The organism is Methylobacterium indicum (genome assembly GCF_001043895.1).
Taxonomy (GTDB): Bacteria; Pseudomonadota; Alphaproteobacteria; order Rhizobiales; family Beijerinckiaceae; genus Methylobacterium; species Methylobacterium indicum.
Map to the genome: position 1 here is coordinate 1 of NZ_JTHF01000168.1, position 22,714 is coordinate 22,714.

Consider the following 22,714-nt stretch of genomic DNA (forward strand, 5'->3'; position numbering starts at 1 on the left):
GACGCTGGTCGGGATGTCGGCGAGGTGGCCGGGCGAGATGAAGAGCGGGTGCTTGCCCGTGCGGGTGCGGACCACCGCACCGATCGTCTCGCCCTTGTCGATCAGCGGCTGGTGGGCGCCCTTCGCCTCGTCGAGGGGCGCGTTGCGGCCGCAGAGCCGGGTCTTGCCGACGCCGACCGTCGGGCGCTGCAGCCACAGGCCCATATGGCTGGCGATGCCGATGCGGCGCGGATGCGCCGTGCCCATGCCGTCGAACAGGAAGACGTCCGGCTCGGCGGCGAGCCGCCCGAAGGCCTCTTCCAGCACCGGGCCCTCGCGGAAGCTCAGGAGGCCCGGCACGTAGGGAAACGGCGTCGCCATCTCGGCGGTCACGGTCTCGACCACCCGGAAATCGGGAAAGGTCGCGACCACGATCGCGGCGTGCGAGCGCTCGTTCTTCACGCTGACGTCGACGCCGGCGACGAGCCGCACGGCGTCGAGTTTCAGCGGCCGGTCGGACACGACCTCGCCGGCAAGCTCGCGCTGGAGCGCGACCGCCGCCGTGGGCGTCAGGTCCCAGCCGTGGCGCCGGACGAGGTCCATCAGGTGTTGAAGCGGAAGTGCAGCACGTCGCCGTCCTGCACCAGGTACTCCTTGCCCTCGAGCCGGAGCTTGCCGGCCTCGCGGGCGCCCGCCTCGCCCTTCAGCGCCGTGTAATCGGCAAAAGCGATGGTCTCGGCCCGGATGAAGCCCTTCTCGAAGTCGGTGTGGATCACCCCGGCGGCGCCCGGCGCGCGGGTGCCCTTGGTGATGGTCCAGGCGCGGGCCTCCTTGGGGCCGACGGTGAAGTAGGTGATGAGGCCCAAAAGCTCGTAGCCGGCGCGGATCACCCGGTTGAGGCCCGGCTCGGCGAGGCCGACGGCCTCCAGGTACTCGACCTGCTCGGCCGGCGGCAGCACCGCGATCTCGCTCTCGATCTTGGCCGAGACGACGACCGCCTTGGCGCCTTCCTCCTTCGCGCGGGCGAAGACGGCGGCCGAATGGGCGTTGCCGGCATCGGCCGCGCCTTCCTCGACGTTGCAGACGTAGAGGACGGGCTTGGCCGTCATCAGGCCGAGCTGCGAAAAGAGGCGCTCCTCGTCGGGCTTGCGCTGGACGAGGCGGGCCGGCTTGCCGTCGCGCAGGAGCGGCAGCGCGCGCTGGACGAGGTCGAGGACCTCCTTGGCTTCCTTGTCGGCGCCCTTGGCCTTCTTCTCCAGCGCGGTGAGGCGCTTCTCGAGGCTGTCGAGATCGGCGAGCATCAGCTCGGTCTCGATCGTCTCGATGTCGGCGATCGGGTCGACCTTGCCCTCGACGTGGGTGACGTCGCCGTCCTCGAAGCAGCGCACGACGTGCGCGATGGCGTCGACCTCGCGGATATTGGCGAGGAACTGGTTGCCGAGGCCCTCGCCCTTCGAGGCGCCGCGCACCAGGCCGGCGATGTCGACGAAGGTCAGGCGGGTCGGGATGATCTCCTTCGAGGAGGCGATCCGGGCGAGGTCGTCGAGCCGGCTATCCGGCACCGCCACCTCGCCGACATTCGGCTCGATGGTGCAGAACGGATAGTTCGCCGCCTGCGCCGCCGCGGTCTGCGTCAGCGCATTGAAGAGCGTCGACTTGCCGACGTTCGGCAGGCCGACGATGCCGCATTTGAAGCCCATCAGATCGTTCCGTTCCGTTCAAGCCAATCGCCGGCCCGCGGCGTTCGCTGCATCGCACTGGGTTGCGCCGGACTTGCGGCGTCGGGGGGCACGGGTCAAGCCGGCTTCTCGCCGACGCGCTTCACCTCGTCCCAGCCGCGGCCGGCCATGGCGAGGTGGACCTTGTTCTGGAAGCGGGCATCCTCGCCGGCCGCCATCAGCTCGGCGGCGTCGGCCATCGCATCGCACAGATCCTCGACCCAGGGCATCTCGGCCTTGGCGAAGTCGTTGAGCACGTAGGCGTGGACCAGGGCCTTGTCGCCCGGATGCCCGATGCCGAGGCGGGCGCGCCAATACTCGTTGCCGCATTGCGCGGTGATCGAGCGCAGGCCGTTATGGCCGGCATTGCCGCCGCCCTTCTTCACCCTGAGCTTGGCGGGCGCGAGGTCGAGCTCGTCGTGGAACACCACGACGCTCTCCAGCGGGATCTTGTAGAAGCGCTGCGCCTCCGTCACCGCCCGGCCGGATTCGTTCATGAAGGTCAGGGGCTTCAGGAGCAGCACGCGCTCACTGCCGATCACCGCCTCGGTGCAGTCGCCCTGGAACTTGCGCCGCCACGGCGCGGCGCGGTGCCGGCGCGCGATCGCGTCGAGCGCCATGAAGCCGATATTGTGCCGGTTGCCCGCGTAGCGGCTGCCGGGATTGCCGAGGCCGACGAACAGCCGCATGCCGAAACGAGGCTCCCCGAGAAAAGGGAAACGCCCCGGGTCTCGCGACCGGGGCGTTCCAGGACTGGAAGGGATCGAGCCCGGAGGGCTCAGTCCTCCTTGGCGGCCTCGTCCTTGGCGGCCTCTTCGGCGGCCTCTTCCGCAGCCTCGGCAGCGGACTCGGCGCGGGCGGCCTCGGCCACCGCGGCCTCCTCGGCCTCGACCTCGGCGCCGAGCACCGTCGGCGGCACGACCGTGGCGACGACCTCGTCACCGCCGAGCACGAAGGTGACGCCGGCCGGGGCGGGCAGGTCGGAGACGTGGATGGTGTCGCCGATCGCCTTGCCGGTCAGGTCGACCGTGATGGCATCCGGGATCGACTCGGGCGCGACCTCGACGGTGACGGTGTGGTGCACCACGTTGAGCGTGCCGCCCTCCTGCTTGATGCCGGGAGCCGCGTCCTCGTTGGTGAAGTGCACCGGCACCTCGACCTCGATCGACTGGCCGGCGACGACGCGCAGGAAGTCGACGTGCATCGGCACGCCGGTGACCGGGTCGAGCTGGAAGTCGCGCGGGATCGCCCGGACCTTGCGGCCGCCGGCGCTGATCTCGAACACGGTGGTGCGGAAGCCACCGGCGTAGATCAGGGTGCGGGTGCGGATGAGGTCGATGGCGATGGCCTGCGGCGGCTGGTTGCCCCCGTAGATGACGGCCGGCACCTGGCCCTGGCGACGAACGGCCCGGGCGGCCCCCTTGCCGACCCGGTCGCGTGCCACGGCCTCAAGCGGCTTCACGGCGCTCATGGCGTGATCCTTAAAACTGGTGTTGCGGATGGCTCAAACGCCGAAGGCCGCCCCCTCGAGGACGGCCCTGTGAACCGACGTCGCCACGCCCGTCCCCGCGAGGGGATCCGGCCTCCAAGGGTGTCCGGCGGGCGGTGGAGCCCCTAGCAGACCTCGCCCCGGATGGCAAGGAAGCGGCCGGGATCGGGGGATCACGCGGTTTTCGTCCGAAGGTCCGGACGGATCCTTAACCGGTCGGCCCCGACCCTGCGCGGCATCGCCCTCACCCGAAAGCCCGGAGGTTGTCCGTGACGCGCCCGATCCTCTGGGCCCTCGGCGTGCTCGCCGGGGCCGTCGTCGCCGGCGGGTCCGTCACCGAGCGCATCGCGAGGTCCGGCCTGTCCGGCTCCGCGCCCCTCACCGTATCCCCGGCCGCCCCGGCGCCCGTGCCCGCCCGGCCCGGAGCCGAGGCGAGCGTGACCCTGGCCCAGGACCTGTCGGGCCACTACAAGGCCCACCCCGAGGTCGAGGGCCGGGTGCTGCGCATGCTGGTCGATACCGGGGCGACGCTCTGCGTGTTCACCCGGGAGGATGCGGAACGGATCGGCCTGCGGGTCACGGAGCGCGACTTCACCGCCAAGGTGGGCACCGCCAACGGCACGGTTCCGGCGGCCCCGGTGCGGGTGCGCGAGTTGCGGGTCGGCGGCATCGCGGTGCGCGACGTCGAGGCGCTGGTGCTGCCGAGCGGCCGGCTCGAGACCAGCCTGTTGGGCATGTCGTTCCTGCGCCGCCTGCGCGGGTTCGAGGTCGCGGGCGGCCGGATGATCCTGCGCGGGTGAGATCACGCGCCCCGCGCGCGACGCGCGGCCGGCCCGGCTCAGCTCGCCGGGCAGGCGCCGCCGTTGCGGGTATCGGTCACGGTCGGCAGCACCACCTCCGGCGAGGCCGTCACCGCGACGTTGTAGACCTTCCCGTTGCGCACCGGCCAGACCACCGTCTCGGTCATGGTGCTGAGCTTGAACTTGTCGGCGAGGGTCGTCCCGAACAGGGGCTTGTAGGTCATCGTCAGCTCGACGACGACGTAGCGCGCCCCCGCGGTCTTGAACGCGTCCGGCACCGGCGGCGGCACGGTCGTCGGAGCGGTCGGCTGCGCCACGCCGGCATTGCCGGCATCGACCGCGTAGGAGCAGACCCGCGCCTGGCCGCCGGTGTCGTAGACGCCGATCGCCTTGGCGGAGATCCGGGCGGACGCGCCGTCGAAGGGCGCCAGCACCGCCCGGCCGGCCTTGGCGATGGTGGCGAACTGGGCGGCCGGGATATCCCCCGCCTCCCGGGCCACGAGATCGGCCACCGTGCGGGCGGCGAGCGTGACCTTGCGGAAATTGCTGACGTAGCCGGCGACGTCGGTGGTGCCGAGATAGAGCAGCAGCAGGAGCGGCAGCACCATGGCGAACTCGATCGCCGCGAGACCGTCGGGCGCCCGCCCGAACCGCGCCAGCGCGGCCCGAAGTCCTTCGGCATCCTGCTCCCGCCGGCTCATTGGTAGGGCTCCGTGCGGAACGCCACGGTGCTCTGGAGCACGCGCTTGCCGTTTGCCAGGGTGTTGGGGTTGAGGAAGCTGAAGAAGACCGGGAACTCGACCGCGGCCTGCACGATCACGATCCGGTTCGAGCCCGGATCCTGGTACTGCGTACCGAAGGCCGTGGGAGTGGTGCGCCAGGACTTGGTCGTCGAATCGATCGGGCTTCCCGGTGTGTAGCTGCCGCCATCCGGCATCGTCAGCACGTCGACCTTGACGCTGCTGCACGCGAAGATCGTGACCCGGCCATTGCAGATCGCCGCCTTGAAGGCATCGAGGGCGACCTGCTGCGTGGTCTTGCCCTGGGGCGGCGGCGGGTCGGAGGCGCGGGCGGCCTGGAACTGTCCCGTGTAGAGCTGGCGGGCCGCGCTCGACACGGCGTTGTCGAGGACCTGGCCGGCGAAGAATGCGAGCGCGGTCTCGACAATGGCCGCGACGAGGCAGAGGAACGGCATCGCGATCAGGCCGAACTCCACGGCGGTCGCCCCGTCCCGGGCGGCGCAGAACCGCCGGATCGTCGCGCCGCCGCGCGTGGGCCGGCCGGATGGCGGCCCGGCTTCGTGCTGCGCGCGACGAGAGGGCATGGGGCGGTTCGTCTCCGTGCGGGGCCTCGGCACGCTCGATGACGGCTGGACGTTGCCGATCCGTTACGCCGATCCCCGAGACCTCAGCGCATCCCCGCCGCGGCGCCCGCGGCGGCGGCGCCCGCCGTCGCCAGGGAGTTGCGCTGGCCGGCCTGCCCGCTCACCTCGGAGAAGTACCGCTGGGCATCGCCGAGCTGCATCGCGGGTTGGCAGGCCGGCGTGCAGGAATACGATTCGCGCTCGAGCCCGCGCTGCACGGTGACCACCGAGGGGCTGCCGGCCCGGACGCTGATGGCCGATTCGGCCAGCATCGTGCCGCTCGAATCGAGGGCGATCAGGTTGGTGCTGCCGAAGCTCTTGCCGGTGAGGACCACGATGCCGTTCCGCTGCAGCGACACGTCGGCGATGATCGGGTTGCCGACGATCACGGTCGCGGTGCGCTCCGGCAGGCGGATCACCTTGGCATTGTCGACCATGACGGTCACGGTCGCCCCGTCGCTTCCCTGCGCGGCGGCGGGACCCAGCAGGGCCGCGGCCAGGAAGAGGCACGCGGCGCTCGGGAAGCTGGGACGGCGGGGCGGGTTCATCGGCGAGGCGAACTTTCGGGCGCGATTCTGCACTCGCGCCAGTCAAGCGCCGGACGGTTGACAAACCGCTAAGGCTGTTCGGCACTGCCGGGGATCGGGATGCGTCCTCGATTGCGGCAGGCGCCCGTTAACCAAGGCCGAAATTTCAAATCGGCCCGCCTGGATCGACGATCGCTTTAACGCAACTGCAACGCAGTCGGCCTAGGTTGTCGTCAGTCCCGATCGGCGCCAGTCGATTGTCGGTGGACTAACCGAGATCATCCAGGCGGGAACAGAGTTATGATCACCAAGCTGAAGCGTTTCGTCAGCGACGAGTCCGGTGCGACCGCGATCGAGTACGGCCTGATCGCGACCCTGATCGCCCTGGCGGTGATCGTTGCGGCCCGCACCGTCGGCCAGAACCTCGGCGCCCAGTTCAACTCGATCGCCGGCAACCTCAAGTAAGTCTCGCAGGGCCGGCCCGCAATGGCGGGCCGGCGCGCGAGGGCGACACGGCCGCGAAAGCCGCGTCCCGAGGCGGGTCGAATGCCTGGTCGTCCCCACGACGACCGGACGGCCTGCACAACGGCGGCAAGGCGCACGGCCTCTCCTTGGAGGGCGGTCGGGCCACGTGCCGCCTTTCTCGATTCCGCGCGCATCGAGGCCTCTTCCGTCGATCCGCGCTCGTCGACACGTTTCCCGCGAGCCCGCATGGCCAGCCTCTGCCTCCTCGTCGTGTTCCCGTTCCTGATGGCCTACGCGGCCGCGAGCGACGTCCTCACGATGACGATCCCCAACCGGGTCAGCCTGATCCTGGTGGCCGCCTTCGTGCCGCTGGCCGCGACCGCCAGTCTCGGCTGGACCGAGATCGGGAGCCATATCGGCGCCTTCGGCCTGGTGCTGACGGTCGGTTTCACACTGTTCGCCTTCGGGGTGATCGGCGGCGGCGACGCCAAGCTCGCCGCGGCGACCGCCCTGTGGCTCGGATTCGAGCCGCTCCTCGACTATGTCGTGAATTTCTCGCTGCTCGGCGGCGTCCTGGCGCTGGCCATCCTGTACGTGCGCGGCCAGCCCCTCCCCGGCTTCGTGATCGCCTGGCCGTTCGCGCTGCGCCTGCACGACCGCTGCGTCGGCATGCCCTACGGGGTCGCCCTGTCGGCGTCGGCGCTGATCACCTGCCCGTCGGCGCCGCTGTGGCGCCTCGCGTTGTCGGCGTGAGAGCCCGCCGGGCGCTTTCTCCCTCTCCTCCCGAGGTTTCAGCGCACCGTGCCCGGCCCCGGCCGGACGCGGTGCGTCGGCCCGTCCCGCGCGCGGGACGAACCGCCGCCGTCGCGGGAGGCGGATCGTTAACCCTAAGGACGGTTAACCTTAATTTGAGGATTGCCTGATGAAGTCCGGTGGAGGGCGGCACCGCGTCGTCCCCTGCCGTCTCCTCTGTTTGGCGCCCCATGAAGTCATCGCGCTTGCTTCTCATCAGCGTCGCCGTCGTGACCGGGGCCGGGGCCTTCGTCATGATGAGCGGCCGTGAGCCGCCCCCGCCGCCGCAGGTCGCCCCGGTCGCCGCGCCGGCCCCCGCGATGGAGACCGTGGAGGTGCTGGTCGCCGCCGCCGAGCTGCCGATGGGACAGACCGTCAAGGCGCCGGACCTGCGCTGGCAGCCCTGGCCGAAGACCGCCGCCGGCGACGGCTTCCTGCAGCGCGCCGCCGCCCCCTCGGCCCTCGAGGACACGGTCGGCTCGATCGTGCGCAGCCCGTTCCTGTCCGGCGAGCCGATCCGGCGCGAGAAGCTGATCAAGGCCAACGGCAGCGGCTTCCTGTCGGCGATCCTGCCCTCCGGCATGCGCGCCGTCGCGATCTCGATCGACGCCCGCGGCTCGAACACCGCCGGCGGCTTCATCCTGCCCAACGACCGGGTCGACGTCCTGCGCACCTCCCGCGACGAGGACGCGGCGCGTTCCGGCGGCGGGGACGTCCAGACCGCCGAGACGATCCTCACCAACATCCGCGTCCTGGCGGTCGGCCAGACCGTGCAGGAGCGCAACGGCGAGCGGGTCGTCACCGGCGACACCGCGACCCTCGAGCTGACCCCGTCCCAGGCCGAGGCCGTCACCCTGGCCCAGAAGGTCGGTCAGCTTTCCCTCACCCTGCGCAGCCTCGCCGATGCCGGCCAGGCCGCCCCGGCGGCGACGGAGCAGCCGCCGGCCGAGGGCGGCCTCACGGTCGTCCGCTACGGCGTCGCCAAGCAGATGCCCCGCCGATGAGCGCGTCCTCTTCCGGCCTCCCCCGCGCGACCGGCCCCCGCGCCGCGAGATCCCGTGCCGCGAGCCTCCGTTCCATGACCCTGTTCCAGATCCGTCCGGCGGCCGCCCTCCTCCGTGCCACCCTGCTCGCCGGTGCCGTGGCGTCCCTGGCCGCCGGTCCCGCGCTCGCCCAGGGCGGCGTGGCGATGCGCGGCGGCATCGTGCCCGCCCCGGTCGTGAATGTCGGCGCCAACGAGGCCGACGTGTCGCGCCGCCTCGACCTGACCATCGGCCGCTCGCTGGTGATCGACCTGCCGCGGGACGCCAAGGAGGTCTTCGTCGCGAACCCCAAGGTGGCGAACGCCGTCGTGCGCTCGACCCGCAAGGTGTTCGTGATCGGGATGGAGAACGGCGCCACCTCGATCTTCGTGATGGACGGCGAGGGCCGGCAGATCGCCGCCCTCGACGTCACGGTCGGGCGCGACCTCAACGTGCTGCGCCAGACGCTCGCCACCAGCATCCCGGGCGCGCGGTTCGACATTCGTCCGGCGGGCGATTCGGTGCTGCTGACCGGCACCGTCGCCTCCTCGGGCGAGGCGCAGCAGGCCATCGACATCGCCAACGCCTTCGTGGGCGTCGGCGGCGCGGCGACCGGCGCCCGCGGCGCGGTGATCAACAACCTGACGATCCGCGGCAAGGACCAGGTGATGCTGCGCGTCACCGTGGTCGAGGTGTCGCGCCAGGTGCTCAAGCAGTTCGGCGTCAACCTGAACGCCAACTGGAGCGCGATGAACTTCGTGAACGGCGTGCCGTTCCCGCTCACCGGCGGGTCCTACCCGGCCGGCAACGACATCTCGGGCTCGATCAAGGCCGGCGGGTTCTCGCTCCAGGCGACCCTGCGCGCCTTCGAGCAGGCCGGCGTGTCGCGGGTCCTGGCCGAGCCGACCCTGACGGCGATCTCCGGCGAGGCGGCGAACTTCACCGCCGGCGGCGAGATCCCGGTGCCGACGAGCCAGAGCTGCTCGGCGGTGATCGCCTCCAGTTCCTCGAACTGCTCGGTCGGCATCGAGTACAAGCCCTACGGCGTCGCGCTCAACTTCACCCCGGTGGTGCAGTCCGAGAACCGGATCTCGATCCGGGTCGGCACCAACGTCACCGAGATCGACCCCCAGGCGGCGATCCCGGTCTCGAACGGCAACAACACCATCTCGGTGCCGGGCCTCACGGTGCGCAAGTCCGAGACCACGATCGAGCTGCCCTCGGGCGGCACGATGATGATCGCCGGCCTGATCCAGCAGCGCAACCGCCAGGCGATCAGCGGCCTGCCGGGCATGGTCAACCTGCCGGTGCTCGGCGCCCTGTTCCGCTCCCGCGACTACCAGCGCCAGGAGACGGAGCTGATGATCATGGTGACGCCGTTCATCGCCAAGCCGATGGATCCGGGCCAGGTCAAGAAGCCCGACGACGGCTTCACCGAGGTCAGCGACAGCCAGTCGGTGCTGCTCGGCCGCTTCAACCGGCTCTACGGCGTCGTCGGCGCCGCGCCTCTGGGCGCGCGCTATCGCGGCCGGGTCGGCTTCATCACGGACTGATCCGTCCCCTCCCCGCGCCGTTGCCGAGACTTCTCCGGTCAAGACTTGGTCCGTCGAGACATCGCCCCATGATCCGCATCGCCCTCCGCCTGACGCTCCTCGCCGCCTCGGCCGGCCTTGCCGCGTGCACCAGCACCCGGCCGCCGCTGACCACGGGATCGACCTATCCGATGACGGTCCCCGAGCGGCACCCGATCGTGCTGTCGGATTCGGCCCGCAACCTCGACGTGTTCGTGACCGGGACCGGCCATATCGACCCGCGCCAGGCCGACGACGTCGACGGGTTCCTCACCGAGTACCGCCGCTACGGCCGCGGGGTCCTGGTGTTCGAGGTGCCGCGCGGCTCGCAGGTCTCGGGCGTCGCGGTCGAGCGCACCCTCCAGCGGGTGCGGGCTCGGGCGCTGGAGCGCGGCGTCACCCTGCGGGAGATCGTGGTCGCGCCCTACCCGGTCGCCAACGTCGCGGTGAGCGCGCCGGTCCGCCTCAGCTTCCAGCGGATGCAGGCCAAGGTCGCGGGCGCCTGCGGGCTGTGGCCGCAGGATCTCGGCTCGTCGAATGCCGGCTTCAACACCCGCAACGAGCCGTACTGGAACCTCGGCTGCGCCATGCAGTCGAACGTCGCGAGCCAGATCGCCGACCCGGTCGACCTCGTGCGCGGCCGCCAGGAGGGCCGGATCGACACGGCGATCCGGACCCAGAACCTGATCGACCTGCGCACCGGAAAGGATCCATCAACCAGTTGGAAGCAGGATGGCCGCGCGAGCGTGAAGAACCAGGTGGCCCAGTGATGATGACGCGCCGGACGACAGACGCCGCCGCGCCCGCGGCGAGGCGGGCCGGCGCCACACGGGCCCGGACCCGCCGCCGACCCTGCTCCTCCCGGTCCCGGCCGGCCCCGATGCGGGCCCGGCGTGTCGCCACCGTCCCGCAGGCGCTCCGTCATGTCTGATGCGACCTCGCCGACCGACCGGATCATCGCCCCGGTTCCGCGCATCACCGTCCAGGCCTTCTGCGAGAGCGCCGACGTCGCCGCGGTGATCGAGGCCGCCGCCGCCGACCGGCGGATGCAGAAGGCCCATACCCGCGTCCAGATGGGCGGCGCGCCCGCCGCCACCGAGGCCTACCGCAACGCCCCGACGCCGAACGTCATCATGGTGGAGATCGGCGCCTCGAAGGGCAGCCCGCTCGCGACCCTCGACGGCCTGGCGGAGGTCTGCGACGCCGGCACCAAGGTGGTGGTGGTCGGCCACGTCAACGACGTGGTGCTCTACCGCGAGTTCATCCGCCGCGGCGTCAGCGAATACCTGATCGCGCCGATCGAGCCGGTCGCGGTGATCGCGGCGATCTCCGACCTGTTCTGCGATCCCGCCGCCGAGCCCCTCGGCCGGACGATCGCGGTGGTCGGCGCCAAGGGCGGCGTCGGCGCCTCGACGCTCGCCCACAACCTCGCCTGGTCGGTGGCACGCGACTTCGGGACCGCCACGGTCATCGCCGATCTCGACGTCGCCTTCGGCACCGCCGGGCTCAACTTCAACCAGGATCCGCCCCAGGGCGTGGCCGAGGCGGTGTTCGCGCCCGAGCGGGTGGATTCGAACTTCGTCGACCGGCTCCTGTCGAAGTGCACCGACAACCTGAGCCTGCTCGCCGCGCCCGCCACCCTCGACCGCCCGACCGACTTCGCGGAAGGGGCCTTCGACGGCGTGATCGACGTGCTGCGGGCGAGCGTGCCCTGCATCGTGCTCGACGTGCCCCATGCCTGGTCGGCCTGGTGCCGCCGCATGCTGATCGGCGCCGACGAGATCGTGGTGGTGGCCGCCCCCGACCTCGCCTCCCTGCGCAACGCCCGCAACCTGTTCGAGCTCCTCAAGAGCGCCCGTCCGCACGACCGGATGCCGCGCCTCGTCCTCAACGGGGTCGGGATGCCCAAGCGCCCCGAGATCGCCACGGCGGAATTCGCCAAGGCCCTCGACGCGCCGGTCGCCGCGGCCCTGCCGTTCGATCCCGCCCTGTTCGGCACCGCCGCCAATAACGGCCAGATGCTGGCCGAGGTGCAGGCCGGCGCCAAGGTCACCGAGATCCTGACCGAGCTCGCCGGCAGCCTCACCGGCCGCGCCGAGGCCCGCCGCGGGCGGCCGAACCTGCTCGAGCCGCTCCTCGCCCGGCTCGGCCGCCGCAAGGCGTCCTGAGCGGGCGGCCGAGCGCCGGCGGCGACGACCGGCAGCACGACGCGGCGTGAGGGCGCCGCTCCGGCGGGGCGAGTCTCCTCCCGCCGCGTCCCCTCGCCCCCGACTCCCGCGCGGCGGGGTCCCGTTTTCTCGAGAAGGCCGCTGATCCCATGTTCGGCAGGAGACCCGGAGCGACGGCGCAGAAGAGTCCGGCCCCGCGCCCGGCCGGCCCCGCACCGGTGCCGGTCGAGGCGGTGGCGCCGGTCTTCCAGGACGGGCGGCGGACCGAGTCCGCTCCCCCCCGCGAGGTCCCGGTTCCGGTCGAGAACACCCGCTCGGACGAGTATTACCGCACGAAGAGCATGATCTTCGGCGCGCTGATCGAGGCGATCGACCTCACCCAGCTCGCCCGCCTCGAGCCGGACGCGGCGCGGGAAGAGATCCGCGACATCGTCATCGAGATCATCGGCCTCAAGAACGTCGTGATGTCGATCGCCGAGCAGGAAGAGCTGCTCGACGACATCTGCAACGACGTGCTCGGCTACGGCCCGCTGGAGCCGCTGCTCGCCCGCGACGACATCGCCGACGTGATGGTGAACGGCGCCAACCGGACCTACATCGAGGTCGGCGGCAAGATCCAGCTGACGGGCGTGCGCTTCCGCGACAACCAGCAGCTGATGAACATCTGCCAGCGGATCGTCAGCCAGGTCGGCCGCCGGGTCGACGAGGCCTCGCCGATCTGCGACGCGCGCCTGCCCGACGGCTCGCGCGTCAACGTGATCGCCCCCCCGCTCGCCATCGACGGCCCGGCGCTCACCATCCGCAAGTTCAAGAAGGACAAGCTCACCCTCGACCAGCTCACCCGCTTCGGCTCGATCTCGCCCGAGGGCGCCAAGATCCTCCAGATCATCGGGCGGGTGCGCTGCAACGTGGTGGTCTCGGGCGGTACCGGCTCGGGCAAGACCACGCTCCTGAACTGCCTGACCCGCTACATCGACGACGACGAGCGCGTCATCACCTGCGAGGACGCGGCCGAGCTGCAATTGCAGCAGCCGCACGTCGTGCGCCTCGAGACGCGGCCCCCCAACCTCGAGGGCCAGGGCCAGGTCACGATGCGCGACCTGATCAAGAACTGCCTGCGCATGCGGCCCGAGCGGATCATCGTCGGCGAGGTGCGCGGGCCCGAGGCCTTCGACCTCCTCCAGGCGATGAATACCGGCCACGACGGCTCGATGGGCACGCTGCACGCCAACTCCCCGCGCGAGTGCCTGGCGCGTATCGAATCGATGATCGCGATGGGCGGATTCAGCCTGCCCTCGAAGACCCTGCGCGAGATGATCGCCGGCTCGATCGACGTCGTGGTCCAGGCCGCGCGCCTGCGCGACGGCTCGCGGCGCATCACCCACATCACCGAGGTGATGGGGATGGAGGGCGACGTCATCACCACCCAGGACCTGTTCGTCTACGACGTGGTCGGCGAGGACCCGAACGGCAAGCTGATCGGCCGCCACCGCTCGACCGGGGTCGGACGGCCGCGGTTCTGGGAGCGGGCGCGCTACTACGGCGAGGACCGGGCGCTGGCCGCCGCCCTCGATGCCGCCGAGGTCCGCGTGGAGGAGACGGCATGACCGCCGCTCCACGCCGACGCCGCCTGCCCTCCGGATCCGGTCCGGACGCCGGAGCCCGCCCGTGATCGAGTTCGACGCCACCCTCGGGGCGGGCCTCCTCGTCGTCTGCGCGGTCTGCATCGCCGCCGCCGTGGTGGTGCCGATGCTGCCGGGCGAGGCGCGGGCGGCCAAGCGCCAGCGGGCCCTCGTCGGCCAGCGCCAGGCCGTGGAGCGGGTGCAGGCGGTCAGCCGCCGCGACCAGGTCGCCAAGAGCCTGAAGGAGATCGAGGACAAGGAGAAGAAGGCCAAGATCAGCCTCGACATGCGGCTGACCCAGGCCGGCCTGTCCATCGGCACGCGCCAGTTCTACATCTTCAGCGCGGTCGCGGGCGCCGTCGTCGGCGTGTTCGGCTTCCTGTTCGGCGGCGACCCGCTGATCGCCCTCGGCCTCGCCTTCGCGGCGGGGTTCGGCCTGCCGCGCTGGGTCCTGTCCTACCTGCGCAAGCGCCGGATGGCCCGCTTCATCCTCGAACTGCCCAACGCCATGGACGTGATCGTGCGCGGCATCCGCTCGGGACTCCCGGTCGGCGATTGCCTGCGCATCATCGCCCGCGAGGCGCAGGAGCCGGTCAAGAGCGAGTTCCGGGCGATGGTCGAGGCCCAGGCGCTCGGCATCTCGCTCTCCGAGGCGGTCGCCCGCCTCTACGAGCGGATGCCGGTCTCCGAGGCGAACTTCTTCGCCATCGTGGTCGGCATCCAGCAGAAGTCCGGCGGCAATCTCTCGGAGGCGCTCGGCAACCTGTCGAAGGTGCTGCGCGACCGGCGCAAGATGGCCGAGAAGGTGCAGGCGATGAGCATGGAGGCCAAGGCCTCGGCGGCGATCATCGCCTCCCTGCCCTTCGTCGTCGCCTCGCTGGCCTACCTCACCAGCCCCGACTACATCTCGCTGCTCTGGACCACCTCGATCGGTCACGTCGCCCTCGTCGGCTCGGCCCTGTGGATGATCATCGGCGTGGTGGTGATGAGCCGGATGATCCGCTTCGACATCTGATCGCGCCGGGGTCCTCGCGGCCCCGCCGCCTCGTTCCACGCCCGGCCCCCACGCGGCCGGCGCCACCGCTCCCGGGAGACGGCGCGTGCAGTTCCTGTCCCAGCTGATCGACCCCCACTTCGCCGGCGCGATGCTCGCCGCAGTGGCGGCGGCGGCCACGGTCTTCACCCTGGTCCAGCCGCTCCTCGAGCCCGACCGGCTCGCCGGGCGCATGAAGAGCGTCGGCAAGGAGCGCGACCGCATCCGCCTGCGCGAGCGCGAGCGGCTGAACCAGAAGGCGTCCCTGCGCCAGGAGCCCAAGGCCTACATGAAGCGGGTGGTCGAACGCCTTCATCTCGGCGACTGGCTCGGTGCCGACAACGCCAAGAACAGCCTGGTCATGGCCGGCTACCGCGGCCCGCAGGCCGAGGTGGCGTTCCTGTTCTTCCGCCTGGTGATGCCGATCGCCTTCTTCGTCCTGGCGGTGTTCTACCTGTTCGTGCTGGAGGTGCTCGACCAGCCGGTGCTGGTGCGCTTCGGCATCGTGGTCGTGGCGCTCTATCTCGGCATCAAGGCGCCGGAGCTCTTTTTGCGCAACAAGACCTCGAAGCGACAGGCCGAGATCACCCGCAACTGGCCGGACGCCCTCGACCTGCTGCTGATCTGCGTCGAATCCGGCATGGCGATCGAGGCGGCGTTCCGCCGCGTCGGCGTCGAGATCGCCAACCAGTCGATGACGCTGGCCGAGGAGATGGCGCTCACCACCGCCGAACTGTCCTACCTGTCGGACCGGCGCACCGCCTACGAGAACCTCGCCCTGCGCACCGGCCTCGAATCGGTGAAGAACATCACCACCGCGCTGATCCAGGCCGAGCGCTACGGCACCCCGGTCGGCCAGGCCCTGCGGGTGCTCTCCCAGGAGAGCCGCGACCAGCGCATGAACGAGGCCGAGAAGAAGGCCGCCGCCCTGCCGCCGAAGCTCACCGTGCCGATGATCCTGTTCTTCCTGCCGGTGCTGTTCGTGGTGATCCTCACCCCCGCCATGGTGCAGGTCTTCAGCATGAAGTAGGCCCGCGCGCGGAGAACCGGTCACGCGAAGAACCGGTTCTCCGGCCGTGGGAGCCCGAGATGCTCGCGCAGGGTCGTGCCCTCGTAGTCTCGCCGGAACAGGCCGCGGGCCTGCAGCTCCGGCACCACCTTCCGGGTGAAGTCCTCCAGCCCCTGCGGCAGGTCCGAGACCATGATGTTGAAGCCGTCGCTGGCGCCGGCCTCCAGCCAGGCCTGCATCTCGTCGGCGATGGTGGCCGGTGTGCCGACCATCGCCAGGCCGGCATAGCCGCCGAGGCGCTGGGCCAGCTGCCGGACGGTCAGGTTGTCCCGGCGGGCGAGGGCGATCGCCCGTTCGCGCCCGGTCTTCGACTGGTTGGTCTCCGGAATCTCGGGGAGCGGCCCGTCGGGGTCGAAGGCCCCGGCATCGACGCCAAGCGCGATCGACAGGGCGGCGACGGCGCTCGCCTCGTGCACCAGACCGTCGAGATGGGCGCGTCGCGCCCGCGCCTCCTCGACCGTGTCGCCGACCACCACGAAGCAGGCCGGCAGGATCTTGAGATGGTCGGGATCGCGCCCGATCGCCGCCATGCGCCCGCGCACGTCCTCGGCGAAACGGCGCCCGTCCTCGAGGCTGCCGGCGGCGCCGAAGATCACCTCGGCCGTCTCGGCGGCGAGCTGGCGCCCGGCCTCCGAGGCGCCGGCCTGGACGATCACCGGCCAGCCCTGGACCGGCCGCGCGACGTTGAGGGGCCCGCGCACCGACAGATGCGGTCCCTGGTGGTCGAGGACGTGCATCCGGTCGGGATCGAAGAAGATCCCGCTCTCGACGTCGCGCAGGAAGGCGTCATCGGCGAAGGAATCCCACAGGCCCTTCACCACCTCGACGAATTCGCGGGCGCGGTCGTAGCGGTCGGCGTGCTCGGGATGGTGCTTCAGCCCGAAATTCTTCGCCGCGTCGGGGTTCGAGGTCGTCACCACGTTCCACCCGGCGCGGCCGCCGCTCAGGTGGTCGAGGGAGGCGAAGCGCCGGGCGACGTGGAACGGCTGGTCGTAGGTGGTCGAGGCCGTGGCGATGAGCCCGATCCGCTCGGTCACCATGGCGAGCGCCGGCAGCAGCGTGGCGGGATCGAACGACGTGACGGTCGCCGAGCGCTTGAGCGCTTCCACGGGCATGTTCAGCAGCGCCAGATGGTCGGCCATGAAGAAGGCGTCGAACTTCGCCGCCTCCAGTTCCCGGGCGAAGCGCGCGAGGTGGCGGATGTCGAAATTGGCGTCGGGCAGGCCGCCGGGATAGCGCCACCAGGCGGTGTGGATGCCGACCGGGCGCATGAAGGCGCCGAGATGAAGCCTGCGGGGTCGCGCCATGGTCGGGCTCCTGTGCTGGGCCGCGTGCGAGCGGCGCGGGCCGGATCTGGATCCGCCGCCCTGGCCGGTCAACGGAAACCGTGTACGACTCCGCTCCAGCCAGGCTGGATCGGAACGACGAGGTGGGGATGAGCGGGACCGAACGACAGGAGGCCGTGACGGCGCGGTACGGCGGGGAGGCCGCCCGCGCCGTCGCCGAGGGTCCCTGGAACGACGTGATCGCGGCGCTTCTGGCCCACCGCACCGTGCGGGCGTTCCGGCCCGATCCCCTGCCGGAGGGGACCCTGGACACGCTCGTCGCCGCCGCGCAATCGGCCGCCTCCTCCTCCAACCTCCAGACTTGGAGCGTCGTCGCCGTCGAGGATCCGGCGACCCGCAAGCGCCTGTCGGGGATCGCCGGCGGGCAGCGCCACGTCGCCGAGGCGCCCCTGGTGCTGGTCTGGCTCGCCGACCTCTCGCGCCTCGACGCGCTCGGGCGCGACCGGGGGAAGCCGACGGACGGGCTCGCCTACCTCGAGATGCTGATGGTCGGCGTGGTCGATGCCGCGCTCGCCGCGCAGAACGCCGCGGTGGCGCTCGAATCCCTCGGCCTCGGCACGGTCTATATCGGGGCGCTGCGCAACGACCCCGAGGCGGTGGCAGCGCTGCTTGGCCTGCCGCCGAACGTGCTGGCGGTGTTCGGCCTCTGCGTCGGCCATCCCGATCCGGCCCGCCCGGCCGCCGTGAAGCCGCGGCTGCCGCAGGGCGTCGTGCTGCATCGCGGCCGCTACGACCCCGCCCTCGCCGATGGGGCGGTCGCCGCCTACGACGCGGCGATGCGCGATTTCCAGGCCGGACAGGGAATGCCGCAGGTCGGCTGGAGCGACGCCGCCCTCGACCGGGTGCGCGGTCCCGAATCCCTGAGCGGCCGCGACCGGCTGCGGGAGATCCTGGAGCGCCGGGGCTTCGGCTTGAAATAAAGTTCGCGCCGTACGCCGCGCCGAACAATATCCCGTTGATCGTCCGTTTTGTTCGTCATACAGAACGAAACGCGGGGCGTCTCCCGCGCAGCGGGATGGGAGAGCGGCGTGTCGGACGAGAGCGTGGTGCACGAGCGGCGGCGGCGGGCGGAGACGATCGCGGCCGCGAACGGGATCGGCACCGACACCGCCTTCGGGGCGGTGACTCCGCCGCTCTATCTCTCGACGACCTACACCTTCGCCGAGTTCGAGCAGCCCCGGGCCTACGACTACGCCCGCCTCGGCAACCCGACCCGCGACCAGCTCGCCGATACCCTGGCGAAGCTCGAAGGCGGCGCCCGGGCCGTCGTGGTGTCGAGCGGCATGGCGGCCCTCGACCTCGCCCTGTCGCCCCTGCGCCCCGGCGATCTCCTGGTGGCGCCGCACGATTGTTACGGCGGCACCCACCGGCTGCTCTCGATGCGGGCGGCGCGGGGCCATTACCGGGTGGCCTTCGTCGACCAGGGCGACGAGGCGGCGCTCACGGCCGCCCTCGCCGAGGGGGTCCGGATCGTGCTGACCGAGACGCCGAGCAACCCCCTGATGCGGATCACCGACATCCGCCGGGTCGGGGCGCTCGCCAAGGCCGCCGGCGCCCTGTTCGTGGTCGACAACACCTTCCTGTCGCCGGCCCTGCAGCGGCCGCTCTCCCTCGGGGCCGACCTCGTCGTCCACTCGACCACCAAGTTCCTCAACGGCCATTCCGACGTGATCGGCGGCGCGGTGATCGCCGCGGACGCGGCGCTGGGCGACGAGCTCGCCGCCTGGGCGAACACCGTCGGGGTCACCGGCTCGCCCTTCGACGCCTACCTCACCCTGCGCGGCGTGCGCACGCTGTTTGCCCGGATCGAGCGCCAGGAGCGCAACGCCGCCGCGGTCGCGGCCTTCCTCGATCGCCATCCGGCGGTGGCCCGCGTCCATTATCCGGGCCTGCCCGCCCATCCGGGCCACACCCTGGCGAAGGCGCAGCAGGCGGGCTTCGGGGCGATGCTGAGCGCCGAACTCGCGGGCGGGCGCGAGGCGGTGCGCCGGCTCGTCGGGGCACTCACGATCTTCAGCCTGGCGGAATCCCTCGGCGGGGTCGAGAGCCTGATCGCCCATCCGGTGACCATGACCCACGCCGCCATGGACCCCGAGGCCCGCGCGCGGGCGGGCGTCGGCGACGGGCTGGTGCGGCTCTCGGTCGGCCTGGAGGCCGAGGCCGACCTGCTGGCCGACCTGGCCCAGGCTCTCGATACCGTCGCCAAGGGCTGACGGCCCCGCGGCGCCGGCGCCCTAAATCCGATCGGGTACGTGACAATCCGGGATGCCGGCCGAGCGAGGACGCGATGACACACGGGACGATGCGCCTCGGCGCCTTCTTCTACGCCACCGGCCACCACGTCGCCGGCTGGCGCCACCCGTCGAGCGAGGCCGATGGCGGGATCAACCTCGACCGCTATGTCGGCTGGGCGAAAGCCGCGGAGGCCGCGAAGTTCGACCTGATCTTCCTGGAAGACGGCACCGGCATCCGCGACGCCGACCTGCGCTCGAGCGAGCGCACCGCCCGCTCGACGCATTTCGAGCCCGTCACCCTGCTGTCGGCGCTGGCCGCCGTCACCCACCGGATCGGCCTCGTCGCCACCACCTCGACGAGCTTCAACGAGCCCTACAACGTCGCCCGCCGCTTCGCCTCCCTCGATCACCTGAGTGGCGGCCGGGCCGGCTGGAACCTCGTGACCTCCGCCACCGATCTGGAGGCGGCGAATTTCGGCAACGACAAGATCGCCCGCCACGCCGACCGCTACGAGCGGGCGGAGGAGTTCGTCGATGTGGTCCTGGGGTTGTGGAACACCTGGGACGACGACGCGGTCGTGATCGACAAGGCCTCGGGCCAGTTCTCGAAGCCCGACGGTTTCCGGCCCCTCGACCACAAGGGCAAGCATTTCGAGGTCCGCGGCCCCCTCAACCTGTCGCGCACGCCGCAAGGCCAGCCGGTGCTGGTCCAGGCCGGCTCGTCGGGTCCCGGCAAGGACTTGGCGGCGCGCACCGCCGAGATCGTGTTCACCGCCAACCAGACCCTCGAGGAGGCGGTCGAGTTCTCCCGCGACCTTAAGGGCCGCATGGCCCGGTTCGGCCGCGCCCCGGACGATCTGAAGGTGATGCCGGGCCTCTTCCCGGTCGTCGGCCGCACCGAATCGGAGGCGCGGGACAAGTTCGAGGAGCTGCAGGCGCTGATCGACCCGGTGGTGGGGCTGGCACTGCTCAGCCGCATGGTCGGCCACGACCTCTCGGAGCACGACCCGGACGGCGCGGTACCGGAACTGCCGGCGACCGAAGGATTGAAGTCGCGCCAGCAGCTCATGTTCGACCTCGCCCGCCGTGAGGGCCTGACCCTGCGCCGGCTCTACCTGCGCATCGCCGGGGCCCGGGGCCACTCGCAGATCGTCGGCACGCCGGCCCAGATCGTCGACGAGATGGAGGCGCGATTCCGGGCCGGGGGCGCGGACGGCTTCAACATCATGCCGCCGACCCTGCCGGGCGGTCTCGACGACTTCATCGAACTCGTCCTGCCCGAGCTGCGCCGCCGCGGCCTCTTTCGCACCGAGTACGAAGGCACCACCCTGCGCTCCCATCTCGGCTCGCGCCCGCCCGGCGGCCACGGGCCGGCCCGTTAAAGATACTCCCAGGGACCTTTGCCGGGTGCCGTTGCGTTCTCCGTCCGGGCGCGTGCCCGGACGGAGAGTTTTCATTCCCATGACCCATCACACCGGCGCCCGCCTCGCGCTCGCCTGCCTCCTCCTCGCCGGTGCCGCGCCTGCGCTGGCGCAGGGCGCCTCCGCCCGCCTCGACAAGGTCGCGAGCTTCGACCACCAGGTCACCGGCGTCACGGTGGCCCGCGACGGGCGGATCTTCGTGAACTTCCCGCGCTGGAGCGAGGACGCCCCGGTCTCGGTGGCCGAACTCAAGGACGGCAAGCCGGTGCCCTACCCGGATGCCGGCTGGAATTCCTGGCGCAACGCGAAGAAGGACGAGATCGACCCGAAGTCCCACTTTGTCTGCGTGCAGAGCGTGGTGGCGGATGGCCAGGACCGGCTGTGGGTGGTGGACGCCGCCGCGCCCGCGATGGGGGCGGTGGTGAAGGACGGGCCGAAGCTCGTCGGCATCGACCTGAAGACCAACCAGGTGATCAAGACGATCCCGTTCGACGCGCCCACCGTGCTGCAGGCCTCCTACCTCAACGACGTGCGGATCTCGCCCGACGGCAAGACCGCCTACCTGACCGATTCCGGCGCCGAGGGTGCCCTGATCGTCGTCGATCTCGACAGCGGCTCGGCCAAGCGGGTACTGTCGGGCCATCCCACGACCATGCCGGACAAGAGCGTGACCGTGACCGCCGACGGCCAGACCCTGCGCCGTCCGGACGGCCGCGGCGTCGAGTTCTCCGCCGACGGCATCGCGCTCTCGCCCGACGGCAAGACGCTCTACTGGCAGGCGATCAAGGGCAAGACGCTCTACAGCCTACCGACCGACGCCCTGACGGGCTGGGCGACCGCCACGGTGGTGCCCGAGATGCTCACCGACCGGACGCTCGGGGGCAAGATCGTCACGGTCGGCGAGAACGGGCCGGCGGACGGCCTGCTGATCGGTCGCAAGGACGGCCGGATGTACGTGACCTCGCCCCAGGACAATGCCGTGAAGGTCCGCGACCTCGCCAATAACGGCGCCGGGCTGACGACCCTGGTCCAGGATCCGCAGCTGCGCTGGCCCGACACCTTCGGCGAGGGGCCGGACGGAACGATCTACGTCACCACCTCGCACATCCAGGATTCGGCCGACTACAAGCCCGGCGCGCCGATCAGCCTGCCGACGGAGTTGTGGGCGATCCGCACGGGTCCGGCCGCGGGATCGCCGGGGATCGCGCCGGCCCGGTGAGGAAGCGGGCGGCCGGTTCCACCGCCGCCCAACCCCTCGGCCGCGACCCCTTGGCCCCAACCCCTTGTCCACAACCCCTTGGCAAGGCCTGGCAACCTGTGCTGGATATCCCTCCATGCCGGCCAGGCGATGCACGGGGTGTCGCCGGCTGGTCCCCGGGGACGCAGTTTGGCCTTGCCCAGGTCCCGAGAGACGACCGGTTCGCCGCTCCTGACGCCGGTCGAGCTCGCCGGGCGCATCGCGGGGCTCGCGGGCGGCGGCCGGCTCGCCGTCCTCGGCCTCACCCGGGACGGCGTCGGTCAGGTGCTGGCGGGGGCGGGGATCGGCCGGGGGGCACTGCTCGTCGCCGCCGAGGAGCCCCGCAGCGCGGCGACGGTGGTGGACCGCGTGCTCGACGATCTCGCCGAACTGGCCCTCGCCCGCTGGCCCGACTGGCCGGACGGCACCGTGCCCGACGTCTCGGGGCCGTGGCTGAAAGCGGCCGCGACCCTGGCGGCCGCCGGGCGCCCGCCCCGGTTCCGGCGGGCCGCGCGGGCGCTCGAATTCGCCCAGCTCCTGCGGGCGGTCGATCCCGGCAGCGTGATCCTGGTGGCGGAGGTCGATCCGGCCTCGGCGACGCGGGCCGCCCCGGTGATCGAGGCGCTCGAATGGTGCGCCGGGCACGGCGCGGCCTGCATCGCCGCCCTGCCGGCCGCGCCGCCCGATACCCCACCCTACGACCGCATCCTCTACGGCGCCTGCACGCTCGGCCATCCGGCCACCCCGGCCGCGTCCCGCTTCATCCCCGCGCGCTCGCGCGCCCACCCGGCGAGCGCGGTCGAGCGGCGGGTCGAGGCGGCGCCCGCGGGGGACCCGGAGCTCGCCGGCCCCTTCTCC

23 protein-coding genes are annotated in these 22,714 nt (G+C 71.5%); 15 read left to right on the forward strand and 8 right to left on the reverse strand.

Going from position 1 to position 22,714, the window contains the following annotated elements; translation table 11 throughout:
* The 4 genes from QR78_RS19705 to QR78_RS19720 all read right to left on the reverse strand — a co-directional run.
* The coding region (locus tag QR78_RS19705) for an endonuclease V (protein ID WP_048429273.1) at positions 1 to 582 on the reverse strand (582 nt) is incomplete at its 3' end.
* Entirely contained in the window at positions 582 to 1,679 is a 1,098-nt protein-coding gene (gene ychF / locus QR78_RS19710) for a redox-regulated ATPase YchF (protein ID WP_048429274.1), read from the reverse strand. The genes QR78_RS19705 and ychF, both read right to left, overlap by 1 nt.
* A 95-nt stretch (positions 1,680 to 1,774) precedes the next feature.
* Positions 1,775 to 2,386 (reverse strand): aminoacyl-tRNA hydrolase, encoded by a 612-nt coding sequence (pth, locus tag QR78_RS19715; protein WP_048429275.1) that lies wholly within the window; start codon positions 2,384 to 2,386, stop codon positions 1,775 to 1,777.
* 89 nt (positions 2,387 to 2,475) lie between these two features.
* Positions 2,476 to 3,168 (reverse strand): 50S ribosomal protein L25/general stress protein Ctc, encoded by a 693-nt coding sequence (locus tag QR78_RS19720; protein ID WP_048429276.1) that lies wholly within the window; start codon positions 3,166 to 3,168, stop codon positions 2,476 to 2,478.
* A gap of 287 nt (positions 3,169 to 3,455) precedes the next feature.
* Between QR78_RS19720 and QR78_RS19725 the strand changes: the two genes are divergently transcribed.
* On the forward strand, positions 3,456 to 3,986 hold the full coding sequence (locus QR78_RS19725) for a retropepsin-like aspartic protease family protein (RefSeq protein ID WP_048429277.1): 531 nt from the start codon (positions 3,456 to 3,458) through the stop codon (positions 3,984 to 3,986).
* Positions 3,987 to 4,024: 38 nt separating this feature from the next.
* Here QR78_RS19725 and QR78_RS19730 read toward each other — a convergent pair whose 3' ends face one another.
* From QR78_RS19730 to QR78_RS19740, 3 genes are all read right to left on the reverse strand, one after another.
* The gene (locus tag QR78_RS19730; protein ID WP_048429278.1) at positions 4,025 to 4,687 is read right to left on the reverse strand and encodes a TadE/TadG family type IV pilus assembly protein; all 663 of its coding nucleotides are present in this window, start codon (positions 4,685 to 4,687) and stop codon (positions 4,025 to 4,027) included.
* The gene (locus QR78_RS19735) at positions 4,684 to 5,310 is read right to left on the reverse strand and encodes a TadE/TadG family type IV pilus assembly protein (RefSeq protein WP_082172161.1); all 627 of its coding nucleotides are present in this window, start codon (positions 5,308 to 5,310) and stop codon (positions 4,684 to 4,686) included. Before QR78_RS19735 ends, QR78_RS19730 begins: the two co-directional genes overlap by 4 nt.
* A gap of 83 nt (positions 5,311 to 5,393) precedes the next feature.
* Positions 5,394 to 5,897: a pilus assembly protein N-terminal domain-containing protein gene (locus QR78_RS19740; protein WP_082172162.1), complete on the reverse strand. Its 504-nt coding sequence runs from the start codon at positions 5,895 to 5,897 to the stop codon at positions 5,394 to 5,396.
* 279 nt (positions 5,898 to 6,176) lie between these two features.
* Here QR78_RS19740 and QR78_RS33035 point away from each other — a divergent pair, with 279 nt between their 5' ends.
* The 9 genes from QR78_RS33035 to QR78_RS19780 all read left to right on the forward strand — a co-directional run bounded on the left by QR78_RS33035 (position 6,177) and on the right by QR78_RS19780 (position 15,579).
* On the forward strand, positions 6,177 to 6,341 hold the full coding sequence (locus tag QR78_RS33035; RefSeq protein ID WP_060850171.1) for a Flp family type IVb pilin: 165 nt from the start codon (positions 6,177 to 6,179) through the stop codon (positions 6,339 to 6,341).
* A 246-nt stretch (positions 6,342 to 6,587) separates the two neighbouring features.
* Entirely contained in the window at positions 6,588 to 7,094 is a 507-nt protein-coding gene (locus QR78_RS19745) for an A24 family peptidase (RefSeq protein WP_048429279.1), read from the forward strand.
* A gap of 230 nt (positions 7,095 to 7,324) precedes the next feature.
* The gene (gene cpaB / locus QR78_RS19750) at positions 7,325 to 8,137 is read left to right on the forward strand and encodes a Flp pilus assembly protein CpaB (protein ID WP_048429280.1); all 813 of its coding nucleotides are present in this window, start codon (positions 7,325 to 7,327) and stop codon (positions 8,135 to 8,137) included.
* 74 nt (positions 8,138 to 8,211) lie between these two features.
* Positions 8,212 to 9,708, forward strand: coding sequence for a type II and III secretion system protein family protein (locus QR78_RS19755; RefSeq protein WP_048429281.1), 1,497 nt, complete (start codon positions 8,212 to 8,214; stop codon positions 9,706 to 9,708).
* A gap of 68 nt (positions 9,709 to 9,776) precedes the next feature.
* Entirely contained in the window at positions 9,777 to 10,496 is a 720-nt protein-coding gene (locus tag QR78_RS19760; protein ID WP_048429282.1) for a CpaD family pilus assembly protein, read from the forward strand.
* 153 nt (positions 10,497 to 10,649) lie between these two features.
* Positions 10,650 to 11,894, forward strand: coding sequence for a CpaE/TadZ family protein (locus tag QR78_RS19765; protein WP_048429283.1), 1,245 nt, complete (start codon positions 10,650 to 10,652; stop codon positions 11,892 to 11,894).
* A 149-nt stretch (positions 11,895 to 12,043) separates the two neighbouring features.
* Positions 12,044 to 13,501 (forward strand): TadA family conjugal transfer-associated ATPase, encoded by a 1,458-nt coding sequence (locus tag QR78_RS19770; RefSeq protein ID WP_048429284.1) that lies wholly within the window; start codon positions 12,044 to 12,046, stop codon positions 13,499 to 13,501.
* Positions 13,502 to 13,562: 61 nt separating this feature from the next.
* Positions 13,563 to 14,531, forward strand: a complete 969-nt coding sequence (locus QR78_RS19775) for a type II secretion system F family protein (protein ID WP_089504288.1) — start codon at positions 13,563 to 13,565, stop codon at positions 14,529 to 14,531.
* 130 nt (positions 14,532 to 14,661) lie between these two features.
* Positions 14,662 to 15,579, forward strand: coding sequence for a type II secretion system F family protein (locus QR78_RS19780; RefSeq protein ID WP_048429292.1), 918 nt, complete (start codon positions 14,662 to 14,664; stop codon positions 15,577 to 15,579).
* Positions 15,580 to 15,599: 20 nt separating this feature from the next.
* On the opposite strand, the gene QR78_RS19785 is transcribed toward QR78_RS19780, so the two are convergent.
* A complete protein-coding gene (locus tag QR78_RS19785) occupies positions 15,600 to 16,925 on the reverse strand; it encodes an LLM class flavin-dependent oxidoreductase (protein ID WP_048429285.1) in 1,326 nt (441 codons plus the stop codon).
* Positions 16,926 to 17,053: 128 nt separating this feature from the next.
* On the opposite strand from QR78_RS19785, the gene QR78_RS19790 reads away from it, so the two are divergent.
* From QR78_RS19790 to QR78_RS19810, 5 genes are all read left to right on the forward strand, one after another.
* Positions 17,054 to 17,884 carry an NADPH-dependent oxidoreductase gene (locus QR78_RS19790; protein WP_048429286.1) on the forward strand — a complete coding sequence of 277 codons (831 nt, stop codon included), beginning with the start codon at positions 17,054 to 17,056 and terminating at the stop codon, positions 17,882 to 17,884.
* A 108-nt stretch (positions 17,885 to 17,992) separates the two neighbouring features.
* A complete protein-coding gene (gene metB, locus QR78_RS19795; protein ID WP_425284194.1) occupies positions 17,993 to 19,177 on the forward strand; it encodes a cystathionine gamma-synthase in 1,185 nt (394 codons plus the stop codon).
* 74 nt (positions 19,178 to 19,251) lie between these two features.
* Positions 19,252 to 20,580 (forward strand): LLM class flavin-dependent oxidoreductase, encoded by a 1,329-nt coding sequence (locus QR78_RS19800; protein WP_048429287.1) that lies wholly within the window; start codon positions 19,252 to 19,254, stop codon positions 20,578 to 20,580.
* 79 nt (positions 20,581 to 20,659) lie between these two features.
* Entirely contained in the window at positions 20,660 to 21,838 is a 1,179-nt protein-coding gene (locus QR78_RS19805) for an L-dopachrome tautomerase-related protein (RefSeq protein WP_048429288.1), read from the forward strand.
* 174 nt (positions 21,839 to 22,012) lie between these two features.
* Positions 22,013 to 22,714 (forward strand): hypothetical protein (locus QR78_RS19810; protein ID WP_053220995.1); only part of this gene is annotated, 702 nt, incomplete at its 3' end.

Coding starts and splice junctions, on each gene's coding strand:
- ychF (WP_048429274.1), bottom strand. CDS start 1,679: ATGGGCTTCAAATGCGGCATCGTCGGCCTGCCGAACGTCGGCAAGTCG.
- pth (WP_048429275.1), bottom strand. CDS start 2,386: ATGCGGCTGTTCGTCGGCCTCGGCAATCCCGGCAGCCGCTACGCGGGC.
- QR78_RS19720 (WP_048429276.1), bottom strand. CDS start 3,168: ATGAGCGCCGTGAAGCCGCTTGAGGCCGTGGCACGCGACCGGGTCGGC.
- QR78_RS19730 (WP_048429278.1), bottom strand. CDS start 4,687: ATGAGCCGGCGGGAGCAGGATGCCGAAGGACTTCGGGCCGCGCTGGCG.
- QR78_RS19735 (WP_082172161.1), bottom strand. CDS start 5,310: ATGCCCTCTCGTCGCGCGCAGCACGAAGCCGGGCCGCCATCCGGCCGG.
- QR78_RS19740 (WP_082172162.1), bottom strand. CDS start 5,897: ATGAACCCGCCCCGCCGTCCCAGCTTCCCGAGCGCCGCGTGCCTCTTC.
- QR78_RS33035 (WP_060850171.1), top strand. CDS start 6,177: ATGATCACCAAGCTGAAGCGTTTCGTCAGCGACGAGTCCGGTGCGACC.
- QR78_RS19745 (WP_048429279.1), top strand. CDS start 6,588: ATGGCCAGCCTCTGCCTCCTCGTCGTGTTCCCGTTCCTGATGGCCTAC.
- cpaB (WP_048429280.1), top strand. CDS start 7,325: ATGAAGTCATCGCGCTTGCTTCTCATCAGCGTCGCCGTCGTGACCGGG.
- QR78_RS19755 (WP_048429281.1), top strand. CDS start 8,212: ATGACCCTGTTCCAGATCCGTCCGGCGGCCGCCCTCCTCCGTGCCACC.
- QR78_RS19760 (WP_048429282.1), top strand. CDS start 9,777: ATGATCCGCATCGCCCTCCGCCTGACGCTCCTCGCCGCCTCGGCCGGC.
- QR78_RS19765 (WP_048429283.1), top strand. CDS start 10,650: ATGTCTGATGCGACCTCGCCGACCGACCGGATCATCGCCCCGGTTCCG.
- QR78_RS19770 (WP_048429284.1), top strand. CDS start 12,044: ATGTTCGGCAGGAGACCCGGAGCGACGGCGCAGAAGAGTCCGGCCCCG.
- QR78_RS19780 (WP_048429292.1), top strand. CDS start 14,662: ATGCTCGCCGCAGTGGCGGCGGCGGCCACGGTCTTCACCCTGGTCCAG.
- QR78_RS19785 (WP_048429285.1), bottom strand. CDS start 16,925: ATGGCGCGACCCCGCAGGCTTCATCTCGGCGCCTTCATGCGCCCGGTC.
- QR78_RS19790 (WP_048429286.1), top strand. CDS start 17,054: ATGAGCGGGACCGAACGACAGGAGGCCGTGACGGCGCGGTACGGCGGG.
- QR78_RS19800 (WP_048429287.1), top strand. CDS start 19,252: ATGACACACGGGACGATGCGCCTCGGCGCCTTCTTCTACGCCACCGGC.
- QR78_RS19805 (WP_048429288.1), top strand. CDS start 20,660: ATGACCCATCACACCGGCGCCCGCCTCGCGCTCGCCTGCCTCCTCCTC.